This is a genomic window from Sphingomonas sp. Leaf25, assembly GCF_001421635.1.
Lineage (GTDB): Bacteria > Pseudomonadota > Alphaproteobacteria > Sphingomonadales > Sphingomonadaceae > Sphingomonas.
In genome coordinates, this window is the sequence record NZ_LMKU01000023.1 from 379,374 (window position 1) to 397,332 (window position 17,959).

The following is a 17,959-nucleotide window of genomic DNA, read 5'->3' on the forward strand; positions in this document are numbered from 1 at the left end:
GTCGCCGGGCCGTGAACGTGGTTATAGCCCATAGCGCGCCATCCGCCGGTACAGCGCGCCCCGGCTCAACCCCAGCGCGGTCGCGGCATGGGTGACGTTGTGGCGATGTTCGCGCAGCGCCGCCTCGATCATCGCCCGCTCGGCATCGGACAGCGCGAAATTCGCTTCCGCGCCCGGATCGGTGACGACGACCGGCGGTGGCGGCACCACCGCCGCCGCGTCGATCGCGCCGTCGTCGCTCAGCAGCACCGCGCGTTCGATCGCCAGCGCCAGCCCGCGCACCTCGTCGGGCCATGGTGCCGCGCGGATCGCCGCTTCGGCCGCCGGGGTCAGCCGCACTTCGCCCCGGCCGAAGCGTTCGGCGGCATCGCGCGCGAAATGGCGGGCGAGCAGCAGCACGTCGTCGCCCCGGCCGGCCAGCGGCGGCACCGCGATCTCCACGGTCGCCAGCCGCCGGCGCAGCGCCGGGGTGAGCAGCGCGACCTCCTGCACGATGGCGATCGGGCGGACGCCGCCGGGCAGCCGGTCGAGCAGCCGGTCCTGCGCCACCGCGTCGATCCGGTCGGGATGGCGCAGGATCACGCCGCCGCTCGCCGTGTCCAGCCGGTCCCATGCGGAACCATCGCGCAGGTCGATCCGCAGCGGTTCGCCCGGTTCACCCGACGCGGCGTGCAGCGCGCGCGCCGCCAGCATCCGCCCGCTGCCCGGCCGTCCGGTGATGGTCACGCCCGCGCCGCTTGGTCCCACCCGGCGGATCAGGTCGCGCAACCGCGCCATCGCCGGATGTTCGCCGAGCAGCATCGCCGGCGACACGCCACTGCCGCGCGGCGTCGCGGGTGCCGCCACCGGCACGCGCGCCATCGCCGCTGTGACCTTGGCGATTAGTTCGGCGTTGCGCCACGGCTTCATCACGAAGTCGCGCGCGCCCGCCTGCATCGCCGCCACCGCGATGCGGATGCCGCTGTGCGCCGTCACCGCGACCACGCAGGCACCGGGATCGTCGGCGACGATCCGCTTGAGGCAGGCCAGCCCCTCCTCACCATCGGCCGACCCTTGCGTGAAGTTCATGTCGAGCAGGATCGCGCCATAGCGCCGCTGCGCCAGCCGCGAATAGGCCTCCTGCGGCCCGGCCACCGTGTCGAGCCGGTGGCCGGCGATGCGAAACGCGATTTCCATCGCGCGGGCGACCGCCGGATTATCGTCGATCAGCAGGATTGACGGGTCCCCCGACTGTCCATTCGTGGACGGTGCGTCCGCCGCCGGACGGTCGCCGGTGGGCGATGACGGTGAAAATCCATTGTTCATAGTGGTTTAGGTTTTTGCCCGGGTTTCAGCGACAGTGTCCGCATGATGAGCGAACACTCTGCACATGCCAATGGCGCTCCGGGCGCGGCGATGGACCGGCGGATCGAACGACCGCGCAAACGCTGGTGGCGGCACCGGGCGGTGCTGGCCGGCGTTTTGCTGGTGGCGGCGGCGGTGCTGGTGTGGCGGTTCCTGCCCGCCAGCGGATCGACCGACATCGCCGCCGACCAGATCGAGACGGGCACCGCGCAGCGCGCGCCCTTCGCCGATTATCTGCCGGTGCGCGCCAGCGTCGCGCCGCGCCTGACCACGTTGGTCGGCGTGCTGTCGGGCGGACAGGTCGAGAAGCTGCTGGTGCAGGACGGGGCGATGGTCGCGGAGGGCCAGCCGCTCGCCACGCTCGCCAACCCGAGCCTGCAACTCGACGTGCTGACCCGCGAGGCACAGATCGCCAGCCAGTTGGGCGGCATCGCCGGCGAGGACCTCGGCATCGCCCGCACCCGGCTCGACCGCGCCGGACAGATCGCGCAGGCGAACTATGATCTCATCAAGGCGCGCCGCGATCTGTCGATCCGCGAGCAGCTCCACGACAAGGGTTTCGTCTCCGACGCCGGCGTCAAAAGCTATGCCGAGGAAGTCGCCTATCAGCAGAAGCGCCTCGCCCAGCTTCAGAGCGGCGGTGCTGCCGAGGCACGGATCACGGCGACGCAAGGGGCGCGGCTCGACGATACCCGCGCCCGGCTCGAACGTAACCTGTCGGCGGTCCGCGCCGGGCTGGGCACGCTCATCGTGCGCGCGCCCGCCGGCGGGCGGCTGACCAACTTCACGCTGCGACCCGGCCAGGCGCTGAAACCCGGCGATCCGGCGGGACAGGTCGACAGCGAGGGGTCGTGGAAGCTCGTCGCCGATGTCGACGAATATTATCTCGGCCGCGTCGCGGTGGGGCAGGCGGCGAGCGCCGAGGGCATGGGCTTGCGCGTCGCCAAGGTGCTGCCCCAAGTCACCGATGGCCGCTTCCGCGTCGAGCTGTTGTTCGCCTCGCCCCCGCCCGCCGGGCTCAATCGCGGGCAGACGATCGACACGCGCATCACGCTCGGCAGCACCGCGCCCGCGCTGGTCGTGCCGGTCGGCGGCTGGCTGCAATCGGGCGGCGGCACCAGCGCCTTCGTGCTCGACGCCGATGGCGCGCATGCCCGCCGCCGGACGATCCGCACCGGCCGGCGCAATCCCGAACAGGTCGAGGTGCTCGACGGGCTGAACCCCGGCGAGCGCATCGTCACCAGCAATACCGCGTCCGTGAAGGGCGACATCCTCAATCTCCGCTGAAAGGCACTGTCATGATCCGCATGGAAAAGATCGAACGCCGCTATGTCTCCGACGATGTCGAGACGACCGCGCTGCACGCCATCGACCTGTCGATCGCGGCGGGCGAGTTCGTCGCGATCATGGGGCCGTCGGGCTGCGGCAAGTCGACGCTGCTCAACACGCTCGGCACCGTCGACCGGCCGACGGGGGGCAAGTACCTGTTCGGCGACCGCGATCTGGCGGCGATGGACGAGAAGGAACTGGCGAAGTTCCGCGGCAGTACGCTGGGCTTCGTGTTCCAGAGCTTCAACCTGATCGACGAGCTGACGATCGAGGAGAATATCGCGCTCGGCCTCGCCTATCGCCACGATGCCGGCGCCAAGGAAGGGGGGCGGCGCGGGCGCGTGGCAGCGGCGATGGACAAGGTCGGCATTGCGCATCGCGCCCGTCACTTCCCGCACCAATTGTCGGGCGGGCAGCAGCAGCGCGCGGCCATCGCCCGCGCGATCGTCGGCGATCCGAAACTGATCCTGGCGGACGAACCGACCGGCAACCTCGACACCGCGAACGGCGAGCAGGTGATGAACATCCTCGCCGGTCTCAACGACGAAGGGGCGACGATCGTGATGGTCACGCACTCGCCGAGCCATGCCGACATGGCGAAGCGCCGGATCGACATGCTCGACGGTCGCATCGTCGCCAGCGCCATGCGCGCGCTCTGACGCGAAAGGGAGAACCATGAACGGCTTCGCGCTTCGCTCGCTCTATCGCTCGCTCACCCGGCACAAACGCTATGGTGCGCTCAACATCGGCGGCCTCGCCATCGGCATCGCGGTGTTCCTCGTCCTTGGCCTCTATGTCCGGTTCGAGACGGGGTTCGAGAAATGGCTGCCCGACCATGACAAGACCTATGTCGTGCAGACGGTGTGGAGCCTGCCTGAAAGCCCGGCGAACGGGGCGTATCCCTATACGATGGGCGGCCTGCTCGAACAGATGCGCGAGGATTTTCCGGGCACGATCGGCACCCGCATCCGCGGCGGCGAGAACGGCGGCAGCGTGCTGCGCGCGGGCCGTGCCACCAGCGAGAATGTGGCGCAGGTCGACCCGAGCTTTTTCCAGGTGCTGCGCATTCCCTTGGAGAAGGGCGATCCGGCGAGCGTGCTGGCGCAGCCGGGCAACGTCGTCATCAGCGAGAGCATCGCCCGCAAATATTTCGGCACCACCGACCCGATCGGCCAGCCGATGGTCGTCGCGTTCGACCAGCCGAACAACTACCGGGTGAGCGGCGTATTCCGCGACCTGCCCGATAACAGCGATTTCAAGCTGACGATCCTGATCCCGCTGCCCCGGACCCCGACGTCGGAAAACTGGTATCATTGGGGCAGCGCGTCGCTCGCCACCTATCTGCGCTTTCCCGATTCCACCGCGGCGCGCGCGTTCGAATCGAAGCTGACCGCCTTCGTCGACCGGCGCGGCAAGGAACTGGCCGCCCCCGGCGAGCGGCCGTCGGCGGTCCAGCAACTGAAACTGCTGCCGCTCGCCGACGCCCATCTCGTGCCCCAGGGACAGGACAGCGCCAGCCGCAAGACGACGATCGTCACGCTGGGGCTGGTCGGGTTCCTGACCCTGCTGATCGCGATCGTCAATTACGTGAACCTCGCCACCGCCCGTGCGGGCTTGCGTGCGCGCGAAGTCGCGATGCGCAAGGTGCTGGGCGCCGACCGGGCGACGCTGGTGCGCCAGTTCCTCGGCGAAGCAGTGCTGACCGTCGCGCTCGCTTCGCTCGTCGGGCTGATCCTTGCCGAAATCGGCCTGCCGCTGGTCAATGCGGCGGGCGGGCTGTCGCTCACCATTCCGTACGTGGTGGTCGTACCGGCGCTGGTGCTGCTGACGCTGATCGTCGGGCTGGCGGCGGGGGTATACCCTGCGTTGCTGCTGTCGGGATTTCCGGCGGCGGCGGTGCTGGCGTCGGCGCGGTCGCCCGGTGGCGGTCGCGCGGGCACCCGCATCCGCGAGCTGCTGGTCGTCGCGCAGTTCGGCCTCGCCATCGCGTTCATGATCGGCACCGCCGTCCTGTTCGCGCAGACCCGCCATGTCCGCCAGACCGACCTCGGCTTTCAGCGCGACGGGCTACTCGTCGTCCGTTCGCTGGCGGATTCACTGGTTGAAGCCAGCAGCAAGCCGGGAATCATCACCGCGATCCGCGCCTTGCCGCAGGTCCGCGAGGTGACGATCGCCAATCTCGCGGTCGGTGGCAGCGGCGAGGACAATAACAACAACGTACCGCTGCCCGGCGTCGCCGGATCGGGGCCGTCGCTCACCTGGGGGATCGTCGGTCCGCGCTTCTTCGAGACGCACGGCGCGCGGCTGATCGCCGGCCGGCTGTTCGACGATGCGCACGGCGCGGACGATGCCGAGCTGCACAAGGTGACCGACGGGTTCAACATCGTTATCAACCGCCGTGCGCTCGCCAGCCTGCGGTTCCGTTCGCCCGAGGAAGCCGTCGGCAAGACCGTCGGCGGTGGCAATCCGCGCACCATCATCGGCGTCGTCGACGATCTGCGCTTCGGCTCGCCGCGCTCGCCCACCCCGCCGACCTATTATCTCTACTATCGTCGTCCCGAAAAGCTCGGCACGACGGTCGCCACCGTCCGCTTCTCGGGCGATCCGCGCACCGCGCTCGCCTCGGTCCGGTCGCTGTGGCAGCGGATGGCGCCGCAGGTGCCGTTCAACGGCGACACCGCCGACACCCGCCTCGCGCAATTCTATGAGGATGACGACCGCGCGGCGCGGCTGTTCGGCATCGGCGCAGGCTTGGCGGTGCTGATCGGCTGCGTCGGCCTCTGGGGCCTCGCCTCGTTCAACATGCAGCGGCGGGTGAAGGAGATCGGCATCCGCAAGACGCTGGGCGCATCGGCGACCGACATCGTGCGGCTGCTGGTCGGGCAGTTCCTGCGCCCGGTGCTGATCGCCAACGTCATCGCATGGCCGATCGCGTGGCTGGCGATGCGAAGCTGGCTGACCGGCTTCGAGGATCGCATCACGCTCTCGCCGCTCTACTTCCTTGGCGCGACGCTGCTCGCCACGACGATCGCGGTGCTGACCGTGCTCGGCCAGTCGCTGCGCGCCAGCCGTGCCGCCCCGGCATGGGCGCTGCGCCATGAATAGGGGGTGGATCGCTGCGCTGGCGCTGTGCACCGCCACGCCGGCCTCGGCCGAGACGCTGCGCGAGGCGATCGCCGCCGCCTATGCCACCAACCCGCAACTGGCCGCCGCGCAGGCGCGGCAGGCGGCCTTGGCCGAAACCCCGGCACAGGCGCGCGCGCTCGCCCGGCCGGTCGTGTCGGCGGGCGGCAGCACCGGATACGACCGGCTGAACGGGGGCGGCAGCGGCGCGGCGGTGGCCAGCGTCGCGCTACCGATCTGGACCGGCGGGCGCGCCGCCGCCGCCATCCGCGCCGCCAACCGCGACGTGGCGGCGGGCGCGGCGGGCCTGCGCGATGCCGAAGCGGCGATCCTCGAAAGCGTCGTCACCGCCTATGCCGCGCTGCTCTACAACCAGCAGGCGGTCGAGGTCGCGCGCGTCGGCATCGAACGGCTCGACCGGCAGGTGGCGGAGGCCCGCTCGCGCTACGGGCTGGGGCAGGCGACCCGCACCGACGTCGCGCAACTCGAAGCACAGCGCGCCAGCGTCGTCGCCAACCTCGCCGATGCCGAAGGCGCGCTGGCACAGGCCGCCGCCGCGTACCGCGCGGCGGTGGGGCAGGACGCCGGCACGCTGTCGGCGGAGGTCATGCCCCCGGCCACGCTGCCCGCGACCCGCGATGCCGCGCGTGATGCGGCGCAGGCGGGCAATCCGCTGCTGCTGCGCCAGCGGCAGGTGGTCGCGGCATCGGCGGCGCGGATCGATCAGGCCCGCGCCGAACGCGCGCCCGCGATCGATGCGACCGGCAGCGTCGGGCCGGGCGGCCTCTACCGCGACGACCGGCTGCGCGGCGTCACCGCCGCCAGCGCCGGCCTGTCGCTGCGCATTCCGCTGCTGACCGGCGGGCTGGTCCCCGCGCGCGTCCGTCAGGCCGAGGCGCTGAACCGCGCCGAACGCTTCGACGCCGATGCCGCCGAGCGCGAGGCGATCCGGGCGAGCGATGCGGCGTGGGCGACGCTGATCGCGGCGCAGGGCCGGCTGCGCGCCAATGTCGAGGGGCTGGCGGCAGCCGACGTCGCGCTGAACGGCGTGCGCGCCGAATATGGCTTTGGCCTGCGTTCGACGATCGACATCCTCGTCGCCGACCAGTCGCTGCGCGCCGCGCAACTGGCGGTCGCGGCGGCACGCGCCGACGTGCTGGTCGCGCAGGCGGCGCTGCTGCGCGCGACCGGCCGACTCGATGCCGCCGCTTATGGCTGATCGCCGGCCGGCCCGGCGGCGTGGAGTGAGCGCATCCATCCGGCGAAGTCGCGCGGATCGGTTTCGCTCGCGCCATTGCCCGGCGTGAAGAAGGCAAGGCAGCGTTCGCGCGCGTCGCTGGGCGCGATGCCGAACGCCTGCTGGAACGCGCGGCTGAAGCTGCGATCGGTGGCGAAGCCCCAGCGCTGCGCGACCTCGCCCACCCGCACGCGGCGCAATGGATCGGCCAGTTCCAGCGCCGCGCCGCTCAGCCGCCGCCGGCGGATGTGCCGCGCGACCCCGCCCGCCGGCGCGAACAGCCGGTAGAGCGCGGCGCGCGAGACGCCGGCGACATGCGCGATCCGCTCGGCGTCGAGCGCGGGGTTGCCGATCTCGGCATCGATCAACCGGTTGATTCGCAGCAACGCCGATCGCGGGCACGACGGCGTCCGGCTGCGTCCCTCGCGCCGCCGCTCGCTTGCCAGCACCATGGCCGTGAGCGTGACCGTGGCATGCGCCGCCAGCGTCGCCTCGGCGGTCGTCAGCCCGGGCAGGCGTCGCGCGACCGAACGGAGATGGTCGCACAGCAACCCGCCGACCGCCGAACCGGCGGGCACCACCATGCCGTGCAGGCTGGCGATGTCGCCGACGATCGGCGCGATCGACGCGCGCGGGAGCAGCAGGCTGAGATTGCAGAACGCGCTGGTCGTCGTCGACAGCGTATCGGCAAGGTCGAACACGCAGATGTCGCCCGCCCGCACCGCGACCGGTTCGCCGCCGGCATCGCCGGTGAAGCCGCCCGTCTCGTAATATTGCACCAGCAGATGATCGAGCCCGCTGCTCGCGACCAGCGTGGCCGGCCGGTCGAACCGCAGCGCAGGCCCCGCGAAACGGCCGAACATCGCGGTGCCCAGATGCCATGCCAACGTCTCGACCTCGGCCGGATCGGCCGGGTCGACCCGCGCGATATGGAACACGTCGCGCACCGCCATCCCGAAGGCGGCGATACTGTTCGCGTCCCCGCCGTCACGCGGAATCGCGAACTGCGGGATCTGTCGGATCGCCGGGTCGTCGCACCGGACCGGGTCGCTGTCGGCCATCGGTCAGGCGAGGCCGGACGCGATGCCCGGGCCGGCCGGACGGGGTGTGGTGTTTCCACGATTCATCGGCGTCGCCCCTGTCGCTATCCGCGGTCGAGCCCCGGTTCCGCCGGTCGCGCTGCCACGACGTCCCGTCCGGCACAAGCCGCCAGTGAGCGACTGTTTTTCAATCAAGTCGTACGTAATGTAATATTATATATTGTCACATAAATGATGGTGGATTAATATGTCAGATAACTGGGGGCGACAGCGCGATCACGCGCGGCGACCACCCGGTGCATAGGGGAGGACACTGATGAAGGCATTCGCCAAATCCATTCGTCTGGGCGTATCGCTGTCGGCGATCGGTATCGCCGGGCTCGCGCAACCCGCCTTGGCGCAGGACGCCCCGACGGGCGGTTCGCTCAACGCCGCGCAGGTCGCCGAACGCGGCGAGAACGCCGACGAGATCGTCGTCACCGGCGTGCGCGAGAGTCTGCGCTCGGCACAGGCGATCAAGCGCAACGCCGACCAGATCGTCGATTCGGTGAATGCCCAGGACATCGGCAAGCTGCCCGACGCGAACACCGTCGAGGCGCTGCAACGGATTACCGGCGTGCAGATCCAGCGCCGCTACGGCGAAGGTGCTACCGACTTCGACCATCGTACCCAGCCGGCGATCACCGTGCGCGGTCTGACGCAGGTGCAGAATTTCATCGACGGCCGCGCCAGCTATTCGGCGTCGGGCGGCCGGGCGTTCGACCTCGAAGGGGTGCCGCCCGAACTGCTCTCGGGCATCGACGTGTACAAGAACGCGCCGTCGAACATCATCGAGGGCGGCGTCGGCGGCGCGGTGAACCTGCGCACCCGCAAGCCGTTCGATGCGGCGGGACAGGTCGTCAGCATGACCGCCAAGGGCAATTACTACGACCGGGTCGACAAGTTCGGCGGATCGATCTCCGGCCTCTACAGCAACCGCTATGACACCGGCATCGGCGAAATCGGCGTGCTGTTCAACGCGGTCTATTCCAAGAGCCAGTATCGCCAGGACGGCCTGCTCGCCGGACCGTTCGGGCCGATCCCGACCGGCACGACCATCGCCGGCGCGCCGACCAATGCGCAGGTGCCGTTCGGCTTCGAAATCTATGACGACACCGGCGACCGCAAGCGGCTGGGCGTCGCGGCGGCGATCCAGTGGCAGGCGAGCGACGCGGTGCTGGTGACGGCGCAGTATCAGGGGACCAAATACTGGTTCAACCGTACCGGCGCCTATTACTACGACTATAACAACCGCAACGTCACCGATCCGTTGCCCGGCGGCACCTTCACCTGGAACGACGAAGGCTATGCGACGTCGGGGTCGATCCGCAACCAGACGTTCGAAACCGGCCGGTTCGACCAGGAATTGTGGAGCGCGACCCAGAATATGACGTTCAACGTCGCATGGGACGTGAACGACCGGATGAAGGCCACGTTCGATGCCCAGTATCTGACGTCCTATTACAACGCCGACCGTAACGGTCACGTCCTGTCGCTCTATACCCAGGCCGGGCAGACCGCGCTGACCACGCCGCACGCCACCACGGTCGACTTCGACCTGCGCGGCAAATATCCGCGCTGGGACGTGCGCAACCCGGGGCTGCTCAACACCGCGGCGAATTACACCACGCCGTTCGTCGCCGATTCGCTCCAGCGCAACGAGGCCGACCAGTTGGCGCTCGCCTACGACCTCGAATATGACATGGAGGGCAGTTTCCTGTCGAAGCTGCGCGGCGGCGCGCGCTATGCCGACAATACCATCAACCTGCGCGGTACGTGGAACGGCGTCTGCCTGAGCGCGCTCGGCGCCGATCCGTCCTGCTCGGCCCCGGCGGGCACCGCGCTCATCCCGCTGACCCGCAATCCGCAACTGGCGATGCCGGGACCGTCCAAGAACTGGTTCGACGGCAACACGGTGGTCAACGGGCTGCTCTATCCGGCCTTCCCGGCGGGTGACGGCGTCTGGGCACAGACCAAGGCGCTGTATGCGCTGTTCGGCGCGCGCACCAAGGATGCGTTCACCCCGGGCGACCTGAACGAACAGACCGAAAAGACCTACACCGTCTGGGGCGTCGCCGATTATGCTGGCGAACTGGGCGGCATCCGTATCGACGGTGGCGTCGGCGTCCGGCTGGTCAAGACCGAGGCGACCTCGATCGGCACCCAGTTCGCGACGGTGGCGGTGCCCGGCGGCGGCACGCGGCAGGTGCTCAGCCCGATCAGCGTGGTGAATGACTATACCCGCGCGCTGCCGAGCTTCAACGTCCGCGCCCGCTTCACCGACGAACTCCAGGCCCGTTTCGCCTTTTCCAAGGGGCTGGCCCGGCCGAACTTCGACCAGTTGTCGACCAACCTGACGCTCAACAACCCCAATCAGGTCAACCCGATCACCGGCCGGCCGAGCGCCGGATCGGGCAATCCCCGGCTGCGCCCGATCGAATCGGACAATTACGACCTGACGCTCGAATGGTATTTCGCATCGGCCGGATCGCTGACCGGCGGCGTGTTCTACAAGAAGGTCAACGGCTTCCTGGCGGGCGGCACCGTCGTGCAGAGCTATAACGGCGTCGCCTACGACGTCGGCACCACGGTCAATTCGGGCAACGGCACCGTCAAGGGCGCGGAAATCGGCTATCAGCAATTCTACGATTTCCTGCCCGGCCTGCTGAGCGGTCTGGGGCTTCAGGCGAACTACACCTATGTCGACAGCAACGTGTCGAACCCGTTCGCCAGCCCCGGCACGAATATCCCGCAGCAGGTGCCGCTCGAAAAACTGTCGAAGCACAGCTACAATCTCGTCGGCCTGTACGAAAAGGGCCCGGTGACGGCGCGGCTGGCATGGTCGTGGCGCAGCCGCTATCTCGACACCACCTTCGGCAGCGGCGCGAACGGCATTCCGCAATATGCCAATCCCTACGCCTCGCTCGATGCGTCGGTGAACGTCAACATCAACCGCCATCTCGCGCTGTCGGTCGATGCGGTGAACGTCAACAACCGGATGAACGTGACCTATATCGGAACCCCGTCGCAGCCGCTGCAATATCAGTTGAACGACCGGCGCTTCGGCGTGTCGCTGCGCGCGACCTACTGATGTCGCCCGCCGCCGACCATGACGCTCCGCACCTGCGGCGGATCGCGATCGTCGGCGGCGGCACGGCCGGATGGATGGCGGCCGCCGCGCTGTCGCGGGTGCTGAAAGGGTCGGTCGCCATCGCCTTGGTCGAATCGGACGCGATCGGCACCGTCGGCGTGGGCGAGGCGACCATCCCGCCGATCCGCGCCTTCAACGCGCTCCTCGGCATCGACGAGGATGCGTTCCTCCGCGCGACCGGCGGCACCTTCAAGCTCGGCATCGAATTCGCCGGCTGGGGCGATGTCGGCGAGCGGTATTTCCACCCGTTCGGCGTCTATGGCGTCGACGTCGGCGCGGTTCCGTTCGAGGCGCTGTGGCACCGGCTGCGTGCCGAGCCAGGCGCCCGGCCGCTTTCCGCCTATTCGATCTGCGCCGCAGCGGCCGCGACCGGCCGGTTCCAGCGGCCCCGCACCGACCCCGGCAATACCCCGCTGCACCAGATCGGCCATGCCTTTCATTTCGATGCCGCGCGCTATGCCGCCTATCTCCGCCGCCTGGCGCAAGCCGCCGGCGTCGTCCGCCACGAAGGCCGCATCGCCACCGTCGAGCGTGGCGGCGACCGCATCGACGCGGTGCTGCTCGACGATGGTCGGCGGATCGAGGCGGATTTCTTCATCGACTGTTCGGGGTTCGCCTCGCTGCTGCTGGGCGGGGCGATGGGCAGCGCGTTTCTCGACTGGTCGCACTGGTTGCCCAACGACCGCGCCGTGGCGGTGCCGAGCACGGCGATCCCCGCGCCGCCACCCTATACCCGCGCCACCGCGCATGGCGCGGGATGGCAATGGCGCATCCCGCTGCAACATCGCACCGGCAACGGCGTGGTCTTTGCCAGCGCCCATCTGGACGAGAACGCCGCGACCGACCTGCTGCTCGCGAACCTCGACGGCACGCCGCTTGGCGATCCGCGCGTGCTGCGGTTCAAGGCCGGGCGTCGCGCGGAAAGCTGGGTCGGCAACTGCGTCGCGCTGGGGCTGTCGGCGGGGTTTCTCGAACCGCTTGAATCGACCAGCATCCATCTGATCCAGGCGGGTATCGCCCGGTTGCTGGAGATGCTGCCGGCGCGCGATCCCGATCCCGCGATGGTCCGCCGCTACAACCGGCTGATGGGCGAGGAGTTCGACCGCATCCGCGACTTCATCATCCTGCACTTCCACGCCACGCGGCGCGATGACACCCCCTATTGGCGGCACCTGCGCACCATGGCGATTCCCGACAGCCTTGCCGGGCGCATCGCCGAATATCGCGCGACCGGCCGGGTATACCGCGACGGCGACGAGCTGTTCACCCGTACCAGTTGGCTGGCGGTGCTCGAGGGGCAGGGAGTGCGCGCCACCGGGGTCGATCCGCTGGCGATGACGCTGTCGCTGGACGAGGCCCGCGCCCGCCTCGACCGTATCGCGCAGGTGACGCAGGCCGCCGCCGATCGCATGCCCACCCACGCCGATTTCATCGCGGCGCACTGCCAGGCAGCGTCCTGATCGCTTCGCGCAGGACAGCGGCCAGCGCGCCGGGCTTTTCATAGGGGATCAGATGCGCCGCCCCGGCGACGACCTCGACCGTTCCCCGGGGATAATGCGGCAGGTTCAGCCGCCGCTGCGCCGCCTCGCCCAGATCGCCGTCCCCGCCGCCCGCGACGATCGTCGCGGGCAGGTCGATCGTCCCGACCCGCGCGGCCCAGTCCTCGTCCGCCCCGGCGTCCAGCCAGCCACGCCACGCCGCCGGGTTCGACCGGCACACATCCGCGACCGCCCGTTCGCGAACGGCATCGGGCAGGGGGGTGGCGCAATTCGCATCGACGAACGCCTCGGCATGGGGTCGCGCGATCGTCGCACCGTCCAGCCAGCCGAGCATGTCGCTGCGCCGCGCGTCCTCGATCGGTTCGGGCGAGGGGGGTGATCCCGCCACCAGCACCACGCCCGCCACCGGCAGCGTGCGCCGCGCTGCCAGCACCGTGGCGATCTTGCCGCCCATGCTGTGCCCGACGAGGATACAGCGTTCCGCGCCCCGCGCCGCGATCGTCCGCGCGACATCGTCCGCCATGCCGGCGACGTCGCGATATGCCTCGCCCGACCGATCGCCGAACCCCGGCAGGTCGAGCGCGACACAGGCCATGCCCTCCAGCCGCGCGATGACGGCATCGAAGCTGCGCGCGCTGGCCCCCAGCGCGTGGAGAAAGAACAACGTCGCCATGGGCACCCCTTCGCAACGGACCGGTCGCCGCACGACGAGCGGCCCCGCCCGGAGGTTCCGCCGCTACCGCGACAGGCTGCGCGGCAGTTCGTCCTTCGTCACATAGCGCTCCGAGTTGTAATAGGCCTTCAACCGCGCCGCCGTGTTCTGCGCCGGATCGGTCAGCCAGCGGGTGTGCCACGTCATGAACCACAGCCAGTCGGCCTGTGGTCCCAAGGTCGCCGGATCGGGGATGGGGCCGTTCTCGTGCAGGCAGATCGGCACGCTGTCGCCGACGATGGCCTTCACCTGCGCGAACATCGGCGCGAGATTGCCATGATCCTCGACATAGATGTCCGCGCCCGCGACATCGACATAGCGCCGGCCGGGGTAATAGCGCGGATCGACATTCTGCCCCGCCCAGCCGAGCACCCAGATCAGATTGTCCAGCTTCCGCTCATGGACATAATAGTCGTACATCATCCGCCACAGGCCCTTGAACGCCTCCGGCCCGTGCTTCCCCCACCAGAACCAGTCGCCGCCGAATTCGTGGAACGGCCGCCACAGCACCGGCACCTTGCGGTCGCGCAGTTGTTGCAGCAGGTCGGCGGTCTGCGCCATCTGCGCGCGCATCGCCACATTCTGCGGCGTGCCCGGCGTCAGCGCCTTGGGCACGTCGAAATCCTTTTTCGAATTCTCATACCCCGTGCCGATGTCGGGCGCCCCCCAATGCCAGCAGATGGTCGCGATCCCGCCCGACTTCACCCATTCGGTCGCACGGCGGTTCACGTTCGCATTGTCGTTGGGATCGATATAGTCGAGCCCAAGGATCGCCGGCAGCTTGCCCGTGGTCCGCTCGATATAGGTCAGTTCGGCCCGCTGCCCCCCGCTATCCTCGAAGCCTTCCTGCTGCCCGGCCAGCGTGCGCCTGCCATATTGCGACCAGAGATAGGCATAGAGCGCCTTCGCCTCGCGCGAGGCGGCGGGGTTGCTGAGCACGCGGGGCGACGCCGCCTGCGCGTCGAGCGATATGGCAAGGCCGAGCGCCGCCGCCCCGACCATGGTGTCGCGTCGGTTGAGCCGCATGTCGTTCTCCCGTGAATACAAAAAAAGGGCGGGCGATCCGGTGAAGGATCGCCCGCCCCGTCAAACCGTCGTCACAGGGTCAAACGGACCGAGAGCGAGAAGCGACGGTCGTTGATGAACGCCGCACGCTTCGAACGGACGACTTCGCCATCGTCGTCGGCATAGAGGCCGAAGCTGGTGCGGGTGATCTCGTTCAGCATGTTCTGCACCTGCACGCCGATCTTGAACTTCTCGTTGACCGTGTAGAACAGCGATCCGTCGAGCTGGCCGGTCGGTTCCGAATAGACCGGCAGGAACGGGAAGCAGCAGTCGCGGGTCGAGATCAGGTACGACGAGCGCCAGCTATATGCCAGACGGGCATACAGGCCGTACTTGTCATAGAAACCGGCGACGTTGACGTTGTGCTTCGAGAGCTGTTGCAGCGGCAGCACGCTGTACAGTTCGGCGACCTGGCCCGGCGGACGGCTGCCGTCAGCCGAGTTGTTCGCTGGTGTCGGATTCGGGAAGGTACCGGTATCGACGAAGGTGTAGGTCGCCTGCGTGCCGAGACCCGACAACACACCCGGCAGGAACTCGAAGGTCTGCTGGTACGAGATTTCGGCACCCTTGATCGTCGCCGAACCGTCGACGTTAGCCGGACCCTGCACCACGACCGGGAAGGTTACGCCGTTGTTGGTGGTCGTCAGCACCGACTGGCTGTTGTCGTCGATCAGGTTGGTCAGCCGCTTCCAGAACACCGCACCCGTCAGCGAGCCGACACGGTTGAAATACCATTCGGCGGTCACGTCGGCCTGCGTCGCTTCGACCGGTTCGAGGAACGGGTTCTGCGACCGGGCGCTGAACACTAACTGACCCGATTGGTTGACGTCGGGATTGACCCCGATGAACGCGCGCAGATTGCCGAAGTTCGGCCGCGAGATCGCCCGCGATCCGGCGACGCGGAACTGGAGCTTCTCGGTCGGCTTGAAGCGCAGGTTGATGCTGGGCAGCCAGTGGCCGAAGCGGTTGCGACCGACGTAGGGCGTCGCCGCGGAGTTGCCGTAGGCGATCGCGCGCTGCTGATCGGCGGCGCTGAGCTGGCAGATTGGACGGGTCTGGCCCGGCTCCGGCGCTTGGGCGCAGAATTCGGCGAGCGTCAGCCTACGCCCGTTCGCATCCGTCGGCGGGTTGAACACCGCATTGGGCGTCGGGAACGACAGCGCGCCGAACGAGCGCTCGAGTGTGTCGACGTACCGCACACCGATGTTGCCGTCGAACACTGAATCACCGATATCGGTTCCGAAATCGAGCCGTGCGTAGCCTGCGATCGTTGACTCCGAATTGTTGTACACTTCATTCGGGCAGAAGAAGCGGTTGATCTTGGGCGCATTGTTCTGACAAGCGCGATCTTCAAGCGGGGTGTAGTTGCCCTGACCCGCCTTGGTGATCTGGCGCAGCAGGTTCTGCGACCGATCATAGTCGAGCAGCAGATCGGGATTTAGGAAGTTCGCAGCGGGCGGAGTTGGTGCGGCACCCCTGAAGAAATTCTGGAAGCCATAGACGCTGTAGTTGCTTCTATCGATCGATGCGAAGGTCTGTGGGCCACCACCGGTCCACGTCTCGGACGGCGCGCCCCAGTTGTTGTAGCCGTTGTTACGCACCACCTGATCGCGATCGGCGTAACGACCGCCGACGCGGATGCGGCGCAGGAAGCCGGTATCCGACAGGTCGTATTCGGCATCGGCGCGGAACGCCCATTCCTCGCCATTGTTGTCGTTGATGTCAGTGAACGCATCGCGGAAATAGATGCTGTTCGGGTTGCTGAAATACTCGCTCGCGCTCGGCGTGCGGCCGTTATAGTTCGGCACGTCACCGATCGAGAAACCGACCTGCGGGATCTTGCCCGACGTGTCGAGCGAGATGTTCGACCAAGTGCCGGTGTCGATGATGTTGTCGAGCGCGTTCAGCTTCGACTTGATGTACTGGCCATCAAAGTTGAAGCGCAGCCGGTCGCTCGGCGTTACCTTGAAGTTCAGCGAGTAATCGTCGGTCTGCGCTTCGGTGGTCAGTGCACGGTTGGAGAAGGTGGTGAAGATGCCGCCCGACTGGAAGTTGTTGAGGCGACCATAGCCGCCGCCGCCGGGAATATTGCCTTCCTTGTATCCGCCGGGGCGACGGATGTTACCCGAAACGAACACACCGTCATCATCAAAGGTATAGCTGGTGCCCGGTGCCGGGAAGCTGGCGTTGACGTCGCCGTACCATACGTTCGGCTCGATCGTGCGCTCGACCCACGTCGTCTTGCCGTTGGTGCGCAGGAACTGTGCGGTCGCGATCAGTTCGTCACCCGCCGTCGCGAACTGCGCGGCGGCCGAGATGCCATAACGGCGGCGGTCGAAGTCCTGCGTACGGACGCCGGCACCGGCCGGCGCATAGCAGCTCGTCAGCCCGCTGCCGCAGTTGAACGTGTCGGTGATCGGGGTCGACGCATAGGGCGTACCGGCGTTGAAGACGCGCGTGCCGTTGAACCGCTCGAACGGCGAGGAGACGAACGACGAATGCGCCTGCGAATAGAGCTGCGAATAGGTGCCCGACACCAGCAGGCCGACGCGCGATCCACCCGGCAGTTCCCACTGGTCGGAGAACAGGCCGGTGAAGGTCGGCGCCGACTTTCCGATCAGGTCGGCATAGTTCATTTCGGCCGACAGATAGACCAGCCGCTTCTTCGAATCGAACGGCTTGCGGGTGTTGATGTTGACGGTGCCGGCGATGCCGCCTTCGATCAGGTCGGCGGTCAGGTTCTTGAACACCTCGACCGAACCGACGAGTTCAGGCGCCACGTCGTTGAAGCCGATCTCGCGCCCGCCCGAGGTCGAGAAGGTGTCGCGACCGTTGAATTCACCACGTACGAAGGTGAGGCCGCGGATGACCACGCCCGATCCCTCGACCGAGAAGTGCGCCGAATCGCCTGCCGCCGCGAAGCGGGTGATGGCGACGCCGGGAACGCGCTGAAGCGCTTCGTTGACCGAACGGTCGGGCAGCGCGCCAATGTCCTCGGCGGTGATCGCGTCGACCACGGTCGCGCTGTCGCGCTTGATGTCCTGCGCCTTGGCGAGCGAGGCGCGGATGCCGGTGACGATGATCTCGTCGCCCGACTCGGCGCTGTCGTCCTTGGCGGTCGACGGCTGGTCGGTCGGGTTGGCCGGCGCGCCGGTCGGCGTTTCGGTCGCGGTCGAGGTCTGCGATTCCGGCGCGACCGTATCCTGTGCCCACGCACCCTGTGCGACGAGCGCCAGCGCGAGTGCCGATGCACCGCCAGCCGACTTCAGAAACTGCGTATAAGACAAGCGCGTGCGCTCGGTAGCCATGACGTCCTCCCCTGCAGGCCGGTCTGATGCCGGCTGCCACCCTGTCGCGACCTGCCAACCGGGCGTCGCGTGACGGTCTGCTTATGCTTTCTGACACCGTCAGACAATCGGC

The 17,959-nt window shown here is 68.2% G+C and carries 11 protein-coding genes; 6 read left to right on the top strand and 5 right to left on the bottom strand.

The features are described from left to right. Nucleotides 1-21: 21 nt before the first annotated feature. A complete protein-coding gene (locus ASE78_RS09480) occupies nucleotides 22-1,305 on the bottom strand; it encodes a response regulator (protein WP_082467109.1) in 1,284 nt (427 codons plus the stop codon). Nucleotides 1,306-1,347: 42 nt separating this feature from the next. Between ASE78_RS09480 and ASE78_RS09485 the strand changes: the two genes are divergently transcribed. From ASE78_RS09485 to ASE78_RS09500, 4 genes are read left to right on the top strand one after another with little or no spacing between them, the layout of a single operon-like run. Then, on the top strand, nucleotides 1,348-2,631 hold the full coding sequence (locus ASE78_RS09485; protein WP_235514974.1) for an efflux RND transporter periplasmic adaptor subunit: 1,284 nt from the start codon (nucleotides 1,348-1,350) through the stop codon (nucleotides 2,629-2,631). An 11-nt stretch (nucleotides 2,632-2,642) separates the two neighbouring features. After that, nucleotides 2,643-3,332 carry an ABC transporter ATP-binding protein gene (locus ASE78_RS09490; protein WP_056496092.1) on the top strand — a complete coding sequence of 230 codons (690 nt, stop codon included), beginning with the start codon at nucleotides 2,643-2,645 and terminating at the stop codon, nucleotides 3,330-3,332. Between the two features lie 16 nt (nucleotides 3,333-3,348). Continuing rightward, nucleotides 3,349-5,778 carry an ABC transporter permease gene (locus ASE78_RS09495; protein ID WP_056496095.1) on the top strand — a complete coding sequence of 810 codons (2,430 nt, stop codon included), beginning with the start codon at nucleotides 3,349-3,351 and terminating at the stop codon, nucleotides 5,776-5,778. After that, nucleotides 5,771-7,015 carry a TolC family protein gene (locus ASE78_RS09500; protein WP_056496097.1) on the top strand — a complete coding sequence of 415 codons (1,245 nt, stop codon included), beginning with the start codon at nucleotides 5,771-5,773 and terminating at the stop codon, nucleotides 7,013-7,015. The genes ASE78_RS09495 and ASE78_RS09500 overlap by 8 nt, the downstream gene beginning before the upstream one ends. On the opposite strand, the gene ASE78_RS09505 is transcribed toward ASE78_RS09500, so the two are convergent. Beyond that, on the bottom strand, nucleotides 7,006-8,094 hold the full coding sequence (locus ASE78_RS09505; protein WP_056496100.1) for a helix-turn-helix domain-containing protein: 1,089 nt from the start codon (nucleotides 8,092-8,094) through the stop codon (nucleotides 7,006-7,008). The genes ASE78_RS09500 and ASE78_RS09505 overlap by 10 nt on opposite strands. Before the next feature lie 295 nt (nucleotides 8,095-8,389). Between ASE78_RS09505 and ASE78_RS09510 the strand changes: the two genes are divergently transcribed. Together ASE78_RS09510 and ASE78_RS09515 are read left to right on the top strand one after the other, a co-directional pair. Next, nucleotides 8,390-11,203: a TonB-dependent receptor gene (locus ASE78_RS09510; protein ID WP_055762759.1), complete on the top strand. Its 2,814-nt coding sequence runs from the start codon at nucleotides 8,390-8,392 to the stop codon at nucleotides 11,201-11,203. After that, nucleotides 11,203-12,723 (top strand): tryptophan halogenase family protein, encoded by a 1,521-nt coding sequence (locus tag ASE78_RS09515; protein ID WP_056496102.1) that lies wholly within the window; start codon nucleotides 11,203-11,205, stop codon nucleotides 12,721-12,723. The genes ASE78_RS09510 and ASE78_RS09515 overlap by 1 nt, the downstream gene beginning before the upstream one ends. Here ASE78_RS09515 and ASE78_RS09520 read toward each other — a convergent pair. The 3 genes from ASE78_RS09520 to ASE78_RS09530 form a co-directional block, all read right to left on the bottom strand. Further along, on the bottom strand, nucleotides 12,692-13,435 hold the full coding sequence (locus ASE78_RS09520; RefSeq protein WP_056496105.1) for an alpha/beta fold hydrolase: 744 nt from the start codon (nucleotides 13,433-13,435) through the stop codon (nucleotides 12,692-12,694). The two genes, ASE78_RS09515 and ASE78_RS09520, sit on opposite strands and share 32 nt — an antisense overlap. A 63-nt stretch (nucleotides 13,436-13,498) precedes the next feature. After that, nucleotides 13,499-14,500, bottom strand: a complete 1,002-nt coding sequence (locus ASE78_RS09525) for a glycosyl hydrolase (RefSeq protein ID WP_235514976.1) — start codon at nucleotides 14,498-14,500, stop codon at nucleotides 13,499-13,501. Nucleotides 14,501-14,571: 71 nt separating this feature from the next. Continuing rightward, nucleotides 14,572-17,847 carry a TonB-dependent receptor gene (locus ASE78_RS09530; RefSeq protein WP_056496108.1) on the bottom strand — a complete coding sequence of 1,092 codons (3,276 nt, stop codon included), beginning with the start codon at nucleotides 17,845-17,847 and terminating at the stop codon, nucleotides 14,572-14,574. Nucleotides 17,848-17,959 lie beyond the last annotated feature (112 nt).